Raw genomic sequence first — 17,039 nt, 5'->3', positions numbered from 1 at the left:
GATTCGCGGGTCAATCTTGCCCGCCGTCAGGCAGAAACTCCACTTATCGCGCTGTTCAGATTTGCGGGACCAGCTCACTCCATGCCTTGGCCCATCGTCGATCCTTTCGCCGGCCCTGCCGGCGGCCGTTCCACCGAACGGTGAGGTCAGCAATACAAGCTCCGCTCGGGGCTACAACACTGCCGGCAAGTCTCTCCTCCACATAAGTGCGCAAGGCTGCGTTGGGCGCAAGCTTAGGCTCAGGACCTATTAATTTTGATTGATGCGTGATTCAAGGTCTCCTGATTCGGAGACTTTGATGGGTGATTTGTTTCTGCTCAGCGCGCGCCAGATGGCGCGCATACCGCCGTGTTTTCCGTTGGCGCATGGCGTGCCGAGGGTCGACGACCGCCGCGTTGTCAGTGGCATCGTCTATGTCATTCGCAGGTCTGCAGTGGAAGGACGCGCCGAAGGGCTACGGTCCGCACAAGACGCTCTACAATCGCTTCATCCGCTGGAGCCGGCTCGGCGTGTTCAATCGGATCTTTGCCACCCTGGCGGCGGAAGGACCGAAGCCAGAGCGCATCATGATCGATTCCACGCATCTGAAGGCGCACCGAACGGCTGCGAGCCTCCTAAAAAAGGGGTTTTTTCCCGCTGCATCGGCCGCACGAAAGGCGGGTTGCATTCCAAGCTCCACGTCGTCTGCAACGACATTGGCAAGCCGCTCGTCATGCTGCTCTCGGAAGGCCAGATGAGCGACCACAAGGGCGCTCGCCTGATGCTCGGAGTCCTGCCGCCCGCCTCGGCGTTGATCGCAGACCGCGGCTACGACTCCAACTGGTTCCGTGCGGCCCTGAAGGCCAAAGGCATGGAAGCCTGCATCCCGCCGACCAGACCGCTCGCCTACGACAAAGGCCTCTATCGCTCCCGGCACAAGATCGAAAATCTATTCGCCAAACTCAAGGATTGGCGACGCATCGCCACCCGCTACGACCGATGCGCTCACACCTTCTTCTCGGCGATCTGCATCGCAGCCTCAGTCGCCTTCTATCTCAATCAATGGGTCCTGAGCCTAGCACTACTTTGGCAGATTGTTGATTTTGTCGCGTTTTATAGGATTCCCGAATCAATTTTTCAATGATTCATGGGTGGTCGGCTCTTGGAGGGCTGACCATGCCGGGATGGGAAGACGAACTCGAACGTTGGCTGATGCCGTTCTTGGACCGGCTGGGTCATAAGACCCGGCAGCGGATGTGTCCTCTTTATGTTGCGGGATGAATCGGTCCGGGCGATCGCAAGAGCGTTCAGCCAATGGCGGAACGCCTAGCCACGAGCAACTACGATCAGTTGCACCATTTCATTGCGGACGGTGTCTGGGATGAGACGCCGCTGGAGACGGAGCTGCTCAACCAGGCGGACCGACTTGTCGGCGGCAGGGATGCGATGCTGGTTATTGATGACACCTCACTGCCGAAGAAGGGTGAGCGATCGGTCGGTGTTGCGGCTCAATACGCGTCGGCTCTCGGTAAGACCGCAAATTGCCAAACGCTGGTGTCTTTAACGCTTGCGCGCGGCGAAGTGCCCGTGATGGTCGCGTTACGTCTCTTTCTGCCTGACAGCTGGACAAGCGACATGTCTCGTTTGAAGAGTGCTCGCGTGCCAATCGAACACCGAACGCCACGGTCCAAGCCGGAGATCGCATTGGCCGAGATTGACCGCGCGATGGCAGCTAACATGCGCTTTGGATGTGTGCTGGCAGATGCAGGATACGGCCTCAGTGCACCGTTTCGACAAGGGTTAACAGAGCGCGGGCTGACCTGGGCAGTCGGTATCCCTCGGCACCAGAAAGTGTATCCGGTCGATGTGAAGCTCATTTGGCCGATCACCAAAGTCCGTGGCAAACCACGAAAGCACCACGTGCCCGATATCTTATCGATTGCGGCAGAACAAATGCTGGCCAGCGCCAAATGGAAAACCGTGAGTTGGCGTAGCGGGACGAAAGGTCGGCTTAAAGCTCGTTTTGCTGCTCTCCGTGTCCGCACCGCCGACGGCCCTCCGCAACGAATATGGGATAAAGGTCAGCAGCATCTCCCAGGCGACGAAGCCTGGCTCATTGGCGAGCAACGTGCCTCCGGGGAGAAGAAATACTATCTCGCCAATCTTCCGGCGGCGACGGATCTGCGCACGCTGGCCGCCACTATCAAGGCACGGTGGATTTGTGAGCAGGCGCATCAACAGCTGAAGGAGGAGCTTGGACTTGATCACTTCGAAGGGCGATCTTGGCAAGGTCTTCATCGCCACGCCTTGATGACAATGATTGCCTACGCTTCCTGCAACATCGTCGCCTCGCATACGCGGGGCGGAAAAAAAAGAATCAACGGTCCGCCGCCTCAGCCAACCATGCCAGCCGTACGTCACGTCATCGTCGATCTCATCCTTTGGCCGCCGTCTCAGCAGTGCCCTTATTGCCGGAAAATCCGTGAAAAACAGCGGCGAAAACACAATCTGCCAAAGTAGTGCTAGCGGTTGCCGCGATCACCACGTTGGCTATGCGGGACTTCTCGTGGACCGGGGTTCGTCGGTTTCCTCGCGAACTTCGCAGGGTTGCCGATCGCATTTGCGATGTTGGCCGCACTTATATGTCTGGTAACCCGTCCGCGCGCAGCGTCACGAGCGAGGCGCGGTGACATCAACGCGGTGGCGATGCACGCAGCTCGACGGATGGTGGCACAAGGGAGCGCCTTCCTCCTCTCTGATTTCCGTCCGCTTGGACGGCATGGTCTTACTCGATAGCGGCTCGATTGGCGACTGATTCTCTTCGGCCATCGGGGGCTCGGAATGCGCATCGTCACGAGCTCTTGCTTGTTTCCACAAGCCACGCCTTAGATGAGATTCATATACTCCAATCGCCTTGTAGTTTCAGAACGATGGCGAGCGCCAACTTCCCCGCAACTTTTGCGGTTGAGTGCCCTGATGCATGAGGTGTCCACCAAATAGGTGGACACCTTTTGATGGAAGACGATGATCAGAAACTGCGGGTCAGGCTTGTCGGTCGGAACGGGCGCCGGCGATACGATCCGGCATCGAAAGAGCGTCGTGTCGCGGCCTACCTTAGCATTACAGTTGTTTTTTCGGAAGGCATCTGAATCTATGGGCAACCATGATTCGGAGATCGTGGACGCGGGCAGCGTCGAGAGCTGGCTCCGCAAATTCGGACAGTAGCTTGAGTGGATTTTCTGCCTGACAGCGGCGAGGCTTCTTGCCGCGAATCAGGAGCGAAGATGACGAAGAGGAGTCGCCGGACGCATTCTCCGGCATTCAAGGCGAAGGTGGCTTTGGCAGCCGTGAAGGGAGAGAAGACGCTGGCCGAGCTGGCGCAACAGTTTGATGTTCATCCGAACCAGATCACGACCTGGAAGACCCAGCTTCTGGAAGGCGCCGCCGGCGTGTTTGGGCAGGACAAGGGATTGGCCGAGGCGCCGGTCGATTTGAAGGCGCTTCATGCCAAGATAGGCGAGCTTGCGTTGGAGAACGATTTTTTGTCCGGCGCGCTCACCAAGGCGGGGCTGCTGAGCGCAAAGCGATGATCGACCGCGACCATGATCTGCCTGTTGTGCGCCAGGCGAAGGTCCTGAACCTCGCCCGCAGCACGGTCTACTATGAACCTCGGCCGGTTTCGGCCGAGGACCTTGCCTTGATGCGTCGGCTCGATGAGCTGCACCTCGATTATCCTTTCGCGGGGGCACGCATGCTGCGATCGCTGTTGCGGCGTGAGGGCGCGCAGATTGGCCGCCGCCACGTCGCGACGCTGATGAAGCGCATGGGGATCGAGGCGATCTATCGTCGGCCGAATACGAGCAAGCCCGGGCTGGGCCACAAGATCTACCCGTATTTGTTGCGCGGATTGAAGATCGAGCGGCCGAACCAGGTCTGGGCCATGGACATCAGCTACATTCCGATGCGGCGTGGCTTCGTCTACCTCGCCGCGGTCGTCGATGTGTTCAGCCGGCGGGTCCTGGCCCATCGCGTATCGATCACGATGGAGACGGTGTTCTGCGTCGAAGCGCTCCAGGAGGCGCTGGCGAAGCACGGCAGGCCCGAGATGTTCAACACGGATCAGGGCAGCCAGTTCACCAGCCTCGACTTCACCAGTGTGCTGCTGGACGCAAAGATTGCCATCAGCATGGACGGCAAGGGCGCCTGGCGCGACAACGTGTTCGTCGAGCGGCTCTGGCGCACGGTCAAATACGAGGAAGTCTACCTGCGCGCCTACGACAGCGTGTCCGAGGCGCGAGCATCGATCTCCAGATATCTGGCGTTCTACAATCAGGGACGCCCGCACTCGAGCCTTGACGAACGCACCCCCGACGAGGCCTACTTCGGCACGCAAGCGATGGTGATGGCCGCATGACCGTCGCCGACGATTTTGTCGTTGCTCTGGTCGGGCTACGCCCTCCCGACGCAACGACAAAATCGCAAAGCCCCGCATTCAGTGTAACCTGGCAGGAATCCACTTAATTTCCGCGGGGCACTGTCCAAACAACCGGGGCCAGCTCTTCGATAGAGGAGACGCTTGCGTTGCGGGCGGCGTCGCTTCGGGAGATCAAGAAGCGGATTCGTCCGTTGTTCACGCAAGAGCGTGTTGCGACGAATGCCGGCCTGTTCCTGGAAGGCTTGCTTGGAGATGAACAACGCAAGACCGGTTGGATGCGCGCGGAAGCGGCTGGCGATCCCGGCCCATGGCGCCAGCAGGCGATCTTGGGTCGCGGGGATTGGGACGCCGATGCCCTGCGCGACATCGTGCGTGACTATGTCATCGAGCATTTGGCGGATGACGATGCGGTGCTGGTGATCGACGAGACCGGCTTTCTCAAGCAGGGCAGGGCGTCATGCGGGGTGGCGCGGCAATACACTGGTTCGGCGGGCAAGATCACGAACTGCCAGATCGGAGTCTTCGCTTCCTACGTTTCGCGCCACGGTCATGGGTTCATCGATCGCGCGCTGTATCTTCCGAAGGAATGGACCGATGATCCGGATCGCCTGGAAGCCGTATACGTGCCCCCTGATGCCGGCTTTGCCACCAAACCAAAGCTTGCCGCGAGAATGATCGCCCGCGCGATAGCCGCGTCTGTACCATTTAAGTGGGTTGCCGGTGATACGGTCTACGGTGTTGGCGACATCGAACAGCAACTACGTCGGGCAGGCAAAGGCTACGTGCTCGGGGTCAGCAGTGCTCATGTGTTTCGATCCTGGGGCAAGCGACCGCCGGTCGCCGGTACGGCTGCACACATAGCCCGGACGCGGCGCTCATCTGACTGGAAGCGTCTGTCGGCGGGAGCCGGAACCAAAGGACCGCGACTACACGATTGGTGTTATCTCGAATTGGCCGATCTCGAGGCCGAGCAGTTCAACAGTGCTAATGATGGCTTGTGGACGCGCGGTCTACTGATCCGCCGTCGGATCGCCGATAATGACCTCGCCTTCTTCACCACCTGGTGTCCAGCGGGAACATCCATCGAAACGCTGGTCGCGGTCGAAGGCCATCGATGGGCGATCGAGGACAGCTTTGAGACCGCGAAAAACGAATTCGGGCTCGATCACAACGAGAGCAGATCCTGGCATGGCTGGCACCGTCATGTGTCCCTGGTGATGCTCGCCTTCGCCATGATGGCCGCAATCCGGCATCGCCGCCAATCCGCCGCCGCCCAAAAAAACGAAACACCGTCCTCTGGCAAAAGCCAAAGTACAACCACGCCGCCGCTGATCCGTTGGTCAATCCAGGAAATTCGCCGCCTTGCCATCAGACTTGCTCGAAAGCGTATTCAGCCCGCACACATCATGGCTTGGTCTTGCTGGCGCCGAGCTCACCAGGCGACCGCGCAACACGCTCACCTCAAAGCAAAAAACAACTGTAATGTTAGGTAAGCCTGGCGTTTCGGTATCGAGGCTTGCGCTCGAACATGGGGTCAATGGGACCCTTATTCGGAAGTGGATCAAGACGCAGACGGTGCCCCGGTCTCTCCCGCCGTCTTCATCACCGGCGTTCATTCCGGTTCAGCTTGAAAGGTCTGCGGATCGGACCATGTCGCGGCAGAGCAGTGTGGTGACGGTGGATCTGCCGGTGACTTGCGATGAAGTGCGTGGGCCGGAATTCAAAAGGACAGCGGCTTTTTGCTCTCCAGCCAAAGTGAGCGCGTCCCTGCCGAACAGCGTGAAGCTGAGCCATGTTCAGACCGGGCGGTGACATGCAAGTCTATCTGCACCGTGAGCAGATCGACTTCCGGGCTGGCATCAACAGCCTCGCGATTCTGGTCCAGCAGCGATGGCGTTCGATCCGTTTGCTCCGGCAGTTTTTGCGTTCTGCAATCGCCGTTGCGACCGGATGAAGCTGTACCAGCTGTCTACGAATGATGGATGCGAGCGTTCCACCGCTCGACCCGGCAGGCTATCATCTCCGCGGCAAGCTCTTGCGGAACGATTCCCTCAACGCAACCACACGAGCTGCTGCGAGGGAGCCAGCCCTCTGCAAGCACCAACCGCAACAGGTGGCCGACTGCTCTATTGGCCCACTGGAACCAGGGGCACCTCGGCCCCGAGACGCACCATCCATCACGGCCGCCGATGTCTTCATACCGATCGAGTATTTTGCGCCTTGCACCGCCTCAAGTAGAGACGTGTGCAGGTGCTCATTCATCCGGTGACTTTGGGAGATTGCCGTTAAGCCTCTCCTCCGCCCAAACACCGGAGTTCGATGATTGGCGTCCGAGACCGAAGTTTGGATCGCCGAGACTAATCGCTGCGCGACAATCACGATGATCTCAGCCAATTCGGCGCTTTATAGGAGGTCGATGATGAGAGGCATTGACGGGTTTGGCAAGGCGCCCATCGGGTTATACAGCGCCAGCCAAGGTGATAGCCCGGACGATTCTCCCGTTGGACCAGCTGTTGGCGTTCAAATAGTCGGCCCATCCTCCTGTCCCGTCGTGGAGCAGACGCGCTCTGAGCCTCAAGAGTCAACCGCTTCCGCCTCTCGGACGGAGCAGCAAACCGACGGTGTCCCTCCTTCGCAGCCGGAGTTACTCGGTGAGACATTTGAGCGGCTCAGCCCGATCGATCTTCTGATGGCATCGCAGAAAAATCATCAGCTCGCTCAAGGGGGTCCAGCGACAGCAACGAGATTTCGAACGTCCACGCCCCCGCTACGCCGAACCCTGGCAAAAGTTCCGTCGCTGCAGAGATAGATGGCTCACCAAAATCAATTAAGCGTACGTCGTCAATGGCCAAACGCCTTTCCCAACGCATTTGGAAATTCAAGGGCCCGTTACTAATGCCGACGCGTCCTTTGGCAACACCACTTCTGCAATATGACAGAAGCCCTGGATCAGTAGATAAATTTAGATCATCGGATGAGTTTGATCTTCCGGAAGGCTGTAATGCAACAGGCTGGAAGGACCTGCATGTGTCCGGCAGCGCCAGTATTGCTTCCATCGAACAAGTTAGTAGGTTGAACCCATCGCCGAAGAGCCCAGTAATTGTACTTGACCTCCGGGAAGAGTCCCATGCGATCGTTGGAAATTTTCCGGTGACTTGGGGGGTGCCCAATAACTGGGCGAATGTTGGCAAATCGCGCGAAGAAGTTCTAGCGGATGAATACGATAGGATAGATACGCTAAAAGGGCAAGTGACAGTGCAGCTACTTCATCGCCAAGACGTTGCGAATGAGATTGATGATAATCCGCGCTCAGTGACCTTGAGTAGACCGCAAATCTTTAGCGAAGAAGAAGTCGTAAGAGCGGCGGGCGCAAACTATGTACGCTTGATGGTGTCCGACCATCTCGTTCCGCGCGCAGAGGATGTTAATGCGTTTATTGAAATGGAGCGGGGCATGGCGGCTCACGAGAAGCTGCATGTGCACTGTAGTGCAGGTCAGGGCCGCACGGGCATCTTCATCGCAATGCACGACATGCTGCGTAATGCCTCACGGGTGTCGTTTGAGGACATAATAAATAGGCAGCTCGCGTTTAACCCTGGGCGAGCCTTGGATTTCCACAAGAACATCGCCCACGAAGAGCGTTCAGACTTCCGCAATGATCGGCTGGAGTTCATTTCGCTTTTTTACGAATATTCCAAAGCAAATTCCAATGGACAGCCCTTTTTATGGTCCGAATGGCTTGACCTCCATGGCCCCGAAGGGATCGATGACGGGCGATAACGGTAACATATTCTTTCAATTACATTGCGTAAGAAATGTTTATCGACTGGGTGTTTCAGCGAGCGAGCGGGAGGTCGTTTGGAATAACAGCTTGCGCAACTTTCTCGCGTGAGCCTGCATGGATGGCGATCGCTGCGCGACAACACGATGAGCTCATTCAGTTTGTCGCTATGTAGGAGAGGAACATGAGGTGCATTGGTAAGCGCGGCAAGGCCGCCCATCGCGTGATTTGGCACCAAGGAAGCGTGGTTTACTCTTCAGAAATTCAACAGGACCCGGGACATCCCCGGGCCGCACGCAAAACCGACAACTTGTTTATGTGCCTTCAATCGAGACGCCAAATGGATGCTGCTTTTTGCTGCTAGTCGAGCACGCTCGTCGCAGGTCACCTGCGACTGGTGATTCAAGCTCGCCGTAATCGCATTACGATCATGGAAAGTAGAAGATAATGCGCATTGATAATAATGTGGTCAGGACGATGATGCAGAACGCCCCACGCGCCGAGACCTCGCCGCAGGGCGCTATGGTCACAGACAAGGCGAATATGACTGCGCTGGCCAATTTTCGAGCGCATCATCAAGCCACGTCTGCTCTCCGTAAGTCAAATCAAAACACGAACTCGCCGGGCGGAGAGGAAACAGGTGGGGATCGCGACTTGCCGAGCCAGGCCTCTCGCGCGATGAAGTATGCATTGGGGATGGCTGGTGCGGCATATCTTTACGATAAGGCTACCAATGATTTTTTTCTCTCGACCACGTCTTTGCACGACGGCAAACGTGGATTCACGAGCAACGACAGGCTCAATAAGGCCTATGAAATAGCAAAAGTCCGCTTCCGCCACTACCACCGCAGCAGTCCAAAAGACCAGAAGCGGAACAATCGGTGGATTAATCCCGTGCGGACCTGTGGCAACAACCAGTTCGTGACCATCACCGACTATCGGGCAGCTACGAAAGTGCACGTCATGCACCTCATAAACACGGAGAAGGCGCGCTCGTCGCTGATGAAGAGCCTTACGTGCTACAAGGGCCAACTCGTGAAAGCCGACAACGTTGCCAAATATGCTCCGCCTGTCATTCCGAGTAATCCCGATTTGACGAAGAGCAGCCTGTACAAGCAGAAGAACAAATATGCGCTGACGGGCGTCGCCAATGATGAGACCGGAGCTCGCGGGTATACCTCGCGGTCGATCACCCGACCGTTCGTGCTCAACGGCTACAAACACTTCAAAGACGTCTGCGAGACGAAAGGCTTGACACCGCAGCAATGCGTGGAGTCACTCGAGGGCTTGCTGGAGAGGGATGACAAGCTTAGCGAAGATGCGCAGTTTGCCGCCGGCCAAGCGATCTTGAACTTGAGGCAGGTCTATGCCGCAGACGAGCACTGGGGAGATGCCGAGAAGATCGTCATGAAGACGCTGGCGCGGCACGGTTTTCTGTCGCCGGACGAGACCTACAAGATCGATGAGAGCTTGATGTTCGAAGACCTGTCGAAAAGCATCTTCAAGCGAAATACGGGGGTCATGGGACCACTATTGCACAAACTGGAAGCCTGCTTCCATAGGTTTCGGCTGAGGAATGATCCTGCAGCACTCGATGACCTTAAGCCCATGGCGGCCTCAAAAAACATGGAGAACCTCGCCATAGCTCATTTCAAGTTGAACGAGCAGGGTAACGGGTTCGAAGACTGCTCGGGGCTCGGGGACTCGTTCACATGCGCCAATGCTGTGGCGTGCATCAATCACGCGAGACTGATGAGCGGTGAAGAACGGTTATCCAAAGACGATGTAGTGGTGCTCATCGGGTGCTTCAACGCGGTATATGACGACGCCAGCGGAATCCGGCATACACTTTCTGAGATCGCGCGAGGGTGCTTTGCAGGCGCGGGCTATACAGTGGCGGATGCAGATCGATTTTATGGAAACGTGTGCAGGATGGCTGCAGAAGAGTTCTACGTCGGGGAAAAGCTGGCGCGGCATGGTTGACGTAAACAAACTGCGATGGAGGACGACCCGTCCGCGTGACCAGGCGAGCCGACGAGCTGCTCGGCGCCATTTCGCCATTCGGCAGGGCCGAGCGCCAAGCCTCGTGTACTTATTCGCTACGCGTCCCTCCGGATGCGATCCAATTCTTCGCTAGCCTCGGCCGAAAGCTATAACCAATGAAGTCAAACGACTGCTCCGAATAAGCGCCGGCGCGATTGGCATCTTTGCAATAGACGGTCTTGTCTTTTCCGGATGCCCCCGTAGCCCGCAACTGACAGACATGTTGGTGCCGCAAGCCAAACGGCCGACGTCGTTTTGTGTGGGCATTCGTGCGTTCGATCCGGTCACGATTGGGCTTGGTACGAAAGCAAAGGAGACCGAGAGCTGTGCGGCCGGCCCTACGAACTTTGATGCGTCGCTGCTTGGCAACAGCAATCGTGGACATTCGTTCGAGGGCAAGGAAACCGATTTAGCGAAGCTGCCGATAACGTACAGAGTCTTTCGCACTTTCAGGATTGACGGCTTCTTCTTGAATGAAGGAGCTTTGAATGAACGATGGGAATGCCATGGGTCAGGTGATCCAAATTGATGAGGCCCGGATTCGAGATCACCTGGGCGAGATGGTCCGCGGGACGGTGGAAGAGACCCTGAACGCCATGCTGGAGGCCGAAGCGGACCAGCTGTGCGGGGCTGGGCGGTATGAGCGCAGCCCGGCCCGGCAGGACACGCGGGCAGGCAGCTACGAGCGAACGCTGCAGACCAAGGCGGGCGACGTCAATCTGAAGGCTCCGAAGCTACGGCGGCAAACCTTCGAGACGGCGATTATCGAGCGCTACCGGAGGCGGGAGAGCTCGGTCGAGGAGGCGCTGATCGAGATGTATCTGGCCGGGATTTCGGTTCGGCGGGTCGAAGACATCACGGAGGCGCTGTGGGGCACCCGGGTCAGCCCGAGCACAGTGTCGAACATGAACAAGAGGATCTATACCAAGATCGAGGCGTGGCGGAATCGCAGGATCGAAGGCGAGCATCCGCATCTCTACTTCGACGGCATCGTGATGAAGCGCAGCTGGGCTGGTGAGGTTCGCAACGTCTCGCTGCTAGTGGCCTCGGCGGTCAATGCCGAGGGGTTCCGGGAGATCCTCGGCATCTGTGAGGGCGCCAAGGAGGACAAATCCGGCTGGTCATCGTTTCTGCGGCATCTCGTCGATCGCGGTCTCAGGGGCGTGCAGTTGGTTGTTTCCGATGCGTGCCGAGGTCTTGTCGAAAGCGTTGCGGATTATCTGCCGGAGGCCCGCTATCAACCCTGCATGGTGCATTTTCATCGCAATGTCTTCAGCCACGTGCCGTCGACCCGGGTCCGCGAGGTCAGCCACATGCTCAAGGCCATTCATGCCCAGGAGAGCCGCGCCGCGGCCGACGATAAAGCCAGGACCGTCATCGCGGATCTGCGGGCCAGCCGTATGGCCAAAGCTGCTGATCTCATCGAGCAGGTGGTTCACGACGCTCGCCTACTATGCCTTTCCGGACATCCATTGGCGGAAGATTCGAACGAACAATCCGCTCGAGCGCATCATTAAGGAGATCCGGCGACGAACCCGTGTCGTCGGCGCCTTCCCCGACGGCCAATCCTGTCTCAACTTGGCGGCGGCCCGGCTGCAGCACATTGCCGGAACGGCGCAGTCGACCAAATCCTACATGAACATGCGACCGCTCTATCAGCCCCAACTCTCTGAAACCGGAGCCGTCGCCTGATCAACAGCGCGAAAGATGCTGGAGGCCAGATCGGCCACCGACACATGCTCCCGCAGCGCCTCCAGCGCGATCTTCCACTTCAGCGCCACATCGATCTTCCACGTCGGTTGCGATGGAATCGCCCAAATCCAATTGGCGAACCGGTCCGATTGTCGGAGTCCATTTCACCAAGACGTGGCTCGCCGAATGCTTCCATTCTTCGAGCGTCGCCTACGAGGCGGCGCCCTCAGCGTATCTGGCTTTGCCACCATAAAACTCGTCGGCCGCGCCGGTCTGACCTGGCCGTTGCCAAAAGGAGCTGGATGACGACGTCCAGCTCAAGTGCCGCTTGTATCCGCCGCCCTCCGATCGCCCCAGCGAGGAGCGTCCGCAGCCGGATTGGACGCTCGTGCATCGCGAGCTGCGGCGCCGGAACGTCACGCTGATGCTGTTGTGGGAGGAGTATTGCGACGCAAACTCCGACAGCTTCGGCTATGCGTGGTTCTGCGAGCGCTACAGGGAATGGGCCGGTCGCCTCAAGCCGACCCTGCGTCAAGTTCATATCGCCGGCGAGAAGCTGTTCGTCGACTATTCCGGCCACACCATGGAGGTGGTTGACGGGCTCTCCGGTGAGGTGCGCAGCACGCAGATCTTTCGTCGCCGTGCTCGGCGCCTCGAACTACACCTACGCCGAAGCCAGCCTCAGCCAGAGCCTGCCGGACTGGATCGCCTCGCACGTTCGGGCATTTGCCTATTTCGGCGGCGTGGCCCGGCAGACGGTGAGCGACAATTTGAAGGCCGGCATCACCCGGGCCTGCTTTCACGAGCCGATGGTCAACCGGACCTATGCCGATCTCGCCCGCCATTACCGCACCGCCATCGTTCCGGCGCGGCCGTATCATCCGCGCGACAAAGCCAAGGTCGAAGTCGGAGTCCAAATCGTCGGGCGATGGATTCTGGCGCGCCTGCGCAACCGCCACTTCTTCTCGCTCATCGCCCTCAACGAGGCCATCCACGCGCTCCTTGGCGAGCTGAACGATCGACCTCTCCGGAGCTGGGGGCGAAGTCGGCGCGAACTGTTCGAGGAGCTCGATCGTCCGGCACTCACCCCCTTGCCGGATGAGCCCTACGAGTACGCCGAATGGAAGCGCTGCCGGGTCAACTTCGATTATCACATCGAGATCGCCAAGCATTACTACAGCGTTCCCTATAGCCTCGTACATCAGGAGGTCGAGGCGCGCATCACCCAAAAGACCCTCGAGATCTTCCTCCGTGGCAAGCGCGTAACCGGATAGAAAGGCGGCTGATCGCCTCCTCCCATAAGTGCTGCGGCGGGAAGCCACCGTTGTGCCAGTAGATTGCAACGATGGCGGCCGGGTCCGGATCAAGCCAAAGTCCAAACCGTATCCCATAAGCCGCGCCTCATACGGCACTTCGTCAACGACCTTCCAACCTGAATAGATACCTCCCATGAGGACTTCAGGGCACAGTCCCTCAATCATCTGCCAGCAATAGGCAAGATTGGTCTCTCGGTATTTCTCGTAGCGCTTCGCTGTTGCGGGATCGATATTCGGCAAGTTGTTGCGGTACGTGCCAGGGATGTAGATGGCGTTGCTGCCCTTCTTCAGTTTCGGAATGAAAAAGCCCGGGCAAGTGGTGTGGGGTCCAGGTCGAAGAAACGACGAATGATCCAGTGGTTCTTGGGCGGCGTGTTGAGCGCGAAGATGATGCGGATGGGTGCGCGATACGCTCAAGATCACGGGCGTGCAGCCCAATCACGGCTGGCGCCACCTCTGGCGCGAGATCGTGCGCGGCACGAAGATGAAGCCGGAGTTGTGCGACTACATGTGCGGCCACGAAAGCAAGAGCGGGACCGGTGCGCGGTACGGCAAACGAAAGGTGCCTGTACTCGCGAAGGAATTGGCCCTGTTCCCGAGGTTCAAGGTCCCGGCCTTGAATCGGCCGCCGGCGCCTCTCAAGCGGACGCGGCGCTCGCCGCAGCAGATCGCCGCGGACAAGGCCGAAAGGGCGGCCCGGCGCACGGCCGCCTGACGGCCCAGGGACGAAGCATGCTTGGCGAGACCCGAGACGCAGCCGCTCTACCTCCGCCTTCGCGGCGCGAGACGGTTCGTGCTAGTCATCAGGGGACGCAGACAGCGACGGCCCGCCTTGACAGCCACGACCATTGCCGACCCGCGATCCTTCATCCGAGCCAACACCCGGCTGCGGCCTGTGCCGCTGGTGCCGGAAATTGCGGTCTTCCTCGCCGATGAATCGTTGCCGCTCTGGCAGCAGACGGAGAACGAGCTTAACGAGGCCGGCCTTCCCCCGCCCTTCTGGGCCTTCGCCTGGGCGGGCGGCCAAGCGCTGGCGCGCTACGTGCTCGATCATCCCGATACCGTGCGAGACCGGCGCGTGCTCGACATCGCTTCCGGCTCTGGACTCGTCGGCATCGCGGCGATGAAGGCCGGCGCGGTCGGGGTGACCGTGTCCGACATCGACGCCTTCGCGATCGCGGCGGCCGAACTCAATGCGGAGGTCAACCAAGTCCACCTCACGTCGTGCGGCAAGGACATGCTGGATACTCAACCAAATGACCGATGGCAGACCATCCTCGCGGGCGACATTTTCTATGAGCGCAACACCGCGGCGCGTACCTTCGCATTTCTGGCCAACCATGCGCGGGCCGGCGCGACCATCTTGATCGGCGACCCCGGGCGCTCTTTCCTTCCGAAGGCAAAACTTGTCCGACTCACCGACTATCGCGTACCGGTGACCCGCGACCTAGAGGATGCCGAGATCAAGCATACGGCGGTTTGGACCATATCGCCGGATTCTCTGTAAGTTGCGTTGCGCGGCGTCAGTCGTGGTCTCGAGGAACTCAGGCGCGCAACAGCGCAAGCACCACCAGATCGAAGGCGGCATCGAGTTCGCCGCGTTCGAGCGCGGCTTCACGAAGTTGCCACGCGCTGATCGGGTCGTCCAGATCCCACAGCAGGAAGCGCGGACGGCGTACAGGGCAATGGCATCCAGCTGACTGGCAACCTGATGACGCTGTCGTCTAGTGGGGCGAGCCGGGGGCTCCGATACCAGACGGTGGTTGAGATAGTGGGAACCTCCACCAAAAGCACCTGAAGACCAATAATCCCTTGTTTATCAGGCTTTAGCTGGATAGCAAGGTGTGGTTTTCGGGTATGGTTTGATGGCAGACACCAAATATCTTCAGAAGAAGGGCAACACGTGGCGGGTGGTCGTAGAGATACCCAAGCCCCTTCGGCAAGCCGCCAACGGCAAGCCTCGCTTTGTGAAGTCGCTGGGCACCGAAAGCCTCACGGAGGCGAACCGGCTTAAGCACAGCCACGTTGCTGAGTTTAAGCGCCGCATCAAGATGTATGAGAAGGGGCAAGCTGACCCGCTCGCCGCCGCGATTGGCGCAGCCATCGCTTTCCGTGAAGCGTTTGCGACCTCCGATAACGAGTATTTGGAACACGGGGATCAGGAGAGCCGTGCAGCCAGCGAACTGCTCGACGTGGTGAACCAAGAGGCTGAAGCGCTCTTGGAGGCTCAAGGCCCCGAAGCGGAGCGGCTGTTCCGCAGTCTCGCGACCGGCAAAGCGACGCTCATCCGCGACCACTACCCGACGTGGCTGACCATCTGCGAGGGCACAGAGCAAACGAAGGCGCAACACGAGGCCGCCATCAAGCGCTATCTCGCTTGGGCTGGTGAATAGGCACGCGGACGTTACCGCTGCCGTCTCCGAACTTGTCAGCGAAGGTCTTGGCAGGCGATGCAAGACCAAGCCCCTTGTCGAGCGCCTTAAGGCCCTTGTAGGCCGCTACAGCACCGGCAAGCCCTTCGAGCGCAGCAGGGACATGAGAGGCTACGGTATCGAAGCCAACACCGCCGCTGCCGATTGCCCCCGCACCGGCGAAAGCACCGAGTTCGCCCACGCGCTTGGCGAAGGGGCTGATGAGCTTCTTTGCCGTCTGGTGCGTACCACCAACGAATGTCCCAGCGCTCTCGTCATAATTCCCCATGTCTGTGAGCTTGCTCAGAGCCGTGGCTTGGCGGACCAAGGATGACAGCGGGCCGTTGCCTTCGGCGTCGATGGCCGCAAGGTCCCTGTCGCTGAGCACGTCACCGCGCTTGACGGCTTCAATGGCGTTAGCGGCCTCCATGGAGGGGCTGTTTACGCGTTTCGCAGCGTCACCAAGCTCCCGCTGGACGTCGGCAACGGCACGGCTCGTGGCATCATAGGCGGTCTTGGCGTTGCCGAGCTTGTCAACTCCACCAGCGTTCTCCGCCACGCGGTTAGCCGGCCTTCGTCATCTTCGCTGCTGGATTCGACACGTCGAACACGATCACATCGGTGCGGTCGACCAAATCGGCATCCAGATCTTCGATCAACATCGCCTCCATTTCTTCTGCCGAATTCGGCCTGCCTCGCCCATCCGGACGGACTGCGGTCGATTTGACGCTATTCCCGAACCAGAACACGAGGTAGATTCCCATTCCGTCGGCCCCCGGATCGGAAGCGTAGTGCTGCAACTGCGTCGCGGCGGCAGTCCATACGTCCGGGTGAAAATGACGTTTCATCTCGATCGGAAGATTGCGGCCGGCTCCCGATAGGACGAGCACGTCAGTCGGCGTCGCGTCGCCTCGCGGTCGCCTTTTCTTTCGGACAGCGCCCACCCATCCGAAATGCTATCAAGGGCAGCCGGAACGTCTGGCCATGGTGGTCTGAGCCCCGCAAACTCCTCCAAGAATGGGTAGAGTCCGTCACCTCTGAGGAGATGGACCATGAAGCCAAGTCGGTTCACGGAAGAACAGATCATCGGGATTTTGCGGGAGCAGGAGGCGGGTGCGGCGACGGCGGATGTCTGCCGCAAACACGGGATCTCCAGCGCAACGTTCTACAAATGGAAGGCCCGGTACGGTGGTCTGGAGGTGTCCGACGCCAAGCGGCTCAAGGCGTTGGAGGACGAGAACACCAAGCTGAAGAAGCTCTTGGCCGAAGCAATGCTCGACAACGCCATGCTCAAGGACGTCGCTGCAAAAAATGTATGACCCGCCCCGCCCGTGCAAGGTCGTTTAATGAGGACGATGCAGTCTGCACAAATGTATCCGGCC

The 17,039-nt window shown here is 59.0% G+C and carries 11 protein-coding genes and 7 pseudogenes; 14 read left to right on the top strand and 4 right to left on the bottom strand.

Annotated features, from left to right (window positions below; all coding sequences use genetic code 11):
- Positions 1-76 precede the first annotated feature (76 nt).
- Positions 77-244, bottom strand: a pseudogene (locus tag D6B98_RS41230) (IS30 family transposase); the annotation flags it as partial.
- Positions 245-298: 54 nt separating this feature from the next.
- Between D6B98_RS41230 and D6B98_RS38260 the strand changes: the two are divergent.
- The 9 genes and pseudogenes from D6B98_RS38260 to D6B98_RS38205 all read left to right on the top strand — a co-directional run.
- Positions 299-1,036, top strand: a pseudogene (locus tag D6B98_RS38260) (IS5 family transposase); the annotation flags it as partial.
- Positions 1,037-1,119: 83 nt separating this feature from the next.
- A pseudogene (locus D6B98_RS38255) lies at positions 1,120-2,465 on the top strand (IS701 family transposase).
- Between the two features lie 528 nt (positions 2,466-2,993).
- Positions 2,994-3,095, top strand: a pseudogene (locus D6B98_RS41225) (IS66-like element accessory protein TnpA); the annotation flags it as partial.
- Positions 3,096-3,263: 168 nt separating this feature from the next.
- A protein-coding gene (locus D6B98_RS38245; protein ID WP_126262077.1) for an IS3 family transposase occupies positions 3,264-4,393 on the top strand; the annotation gives its coding sequence in 2 pieces (ribosomal slippage) (positions 3,264-3,516 and positions 3,516-4,393; 1,131 coding nt in all).
- 149 nt (positions 4,394-4,542) lie between these two features.
- Positions 4,543-5,746: pseudogene (locus tag D6B98_RS38240) on the top strand (IS701 family transposase).
- Between the two features lie 481 nt (positions 5,747-6,227).
- On the top strand, positions 6,228-6,368 hold the full coding sequence (locus tag D6B98_RS40385; protein WP_164719144.1) for a transposase: 141 nt from the start codon (positions 6,228-6,230) through the stop codon (positions 6,366-6,368).
- A 740-nt stretch (positions 6,369-7,108) separates the two neighbouring features.
- The gene (gene xopH, locus D6B98_RS38225) at positions 7,109-8,194 is read left to right on the top strand and encodes a type III secretion system effector XopH (RefSeq protein WP_349644830.1); all 1,086 of its coding nucleotides are present in this window, start codon (positions 7,109-7,111) and stop codon (positions 8,192-8,194) included.
- A gap of 448 nt (positions 8,195-8,642) precedes the next feature.
- A complete protein-coding gene (gene xopAG / locus D6B98_RS38220; protein ID WP_205680574.1) occupies positions 8,643-10,178 on the top strand; it encodes a XopAG/AvrGf1 family type III secretion system effector in 1,536 nt (511 codons plus the stop codon).
- 566 nt (positions 10,179-10,744) lie between these two features.
- Positions 10,745-11,930, top strand: a pseudogene (locus tag D6B98_RS38205) (IS256 family transposase).
- Here the strand turns inward: D6B98_RS38205 and D6B98_RS41575 are convergent.
- Entirely contained in the window at positions 11,894-12,019 is a 126-nt protein-coding gene (locus D6B98_RS41575; RefSeq protein WP_283810199.1) for a hypothetical protein, read from the bottom strand. The pseudogene D6B98_RS38205 and the gene D6B98_RS41575 overlap by 37 nt on opposite strands.
- Positions 12,020-12,571: 552 nt before the next feature.
- Between D6B98_RS41575 and istA the strand changes: the two genes are divergently transcribed.
- The 4 genes from istA to D6B98_RS38185 all read left to right on the top strand — a co-directional run bounded on the left by istA (position 12,572) and on the right by D6B98_RS38185 (position 15,639).
- The gene (gene istA, locus D6B98_RS40615) at positions 12,572-13,204 is read left to right on the top strand and encodes an IS21 family transposase (RefSeq protein ID WP_205680573.1); all 633 of its coding nucleotides are present in this window, start codon (positions 12,572-12,574) and stop codon (positions 13,202-13,204) included.
- A gap of 442 nt (positions 13,205-13,646) precedes the next feature.
- Positions 13,647-13,961 (top strand): hypothetical protein, encoded by a 315-nt coding sequence (locus D6B98_RS38195; protein ID WP_126262074.1) that lies wholly within the window; start codon positions 13,647-13,649, stop codon positions 13,959-13,961.
- A 117-nt stretch (positions 13,962-14,078) separates the two neighbouring features.
- Entirely contained in the window at positions 14,079-14,753 is a 675-nt protein-coding gene (locus D6B98_RS38190; protein ID WP_126262073.1) for a class I SAM-dependent methyltransferase, read from the top strand.
- Positions 14,754-15,111: 358 nt separating this feature from the next.
- Positions 15,112-15,639 (top strand): DUF6538 domain-containing protein, encoded by a 528-nt coding sequence (locus tag D6B98_RS38185; RefSeq protein WP_205680572.1) that lies wholly within the window; start codon positions 15,112-15,114, stop codon positions 15,637-15,639.
- Here D6B98_RS38185 and D6B98_RS38180 read toward each other — a convergent pair.
- A complete protein-coding gene (locus D6B98_RS38180) occupies positions 15,608-16,216 on the bottom strand; it encodes a hypothetical protein (protein ID WP_126262072.1) in 609 nt (202 codons plus the stop codon). The two genes, D6B98_RS38185 and D6B98_RS38180, sit on opposite strands and share 32 nt — an antisense overlap.
- Before the next feature lie 4 nt (positions 16,217-16,220).
- On the bottom strand, positions 16,221-16,547 hold the full coding sequence (locus tag D6B98_RS38175) for a hypothetical protein (protein ID WP_488225975.1): 327 nt from the start codon (positions 16,545-16,547) through the stop codon (positions 16,221-16,223).
- A gap of 162 nt (positions 16,548-16,709) precedes the next feature.
- Between D6B98_RS38175 and D6B98_RS38170 the strand changes: the two are divergent.
- Positions 16,710-16,973: pseudogene (locus tag D6B98_RS38170) on the top strand (transposase); the annotation flags it as partial.
- Positions 16,974-17,039: the final 66 nt, after the last annotated feature.

The organism is Bradyrhizobium sp. LVM 105, from assembly GCF_003957705.1.
Lineage (GTDB): Bacteria > Pseudomonadota > Alphaproteobacteria > Rhizobiales > Xanthobacteraceae > Bradyrhizobium > Bradyrhizobium frederickii.
The sequence above is the reverse complement of the archived record's forward strand: the minus strand, read 5'-3'. Positions and strand labels throughout refer to the sequence as shown.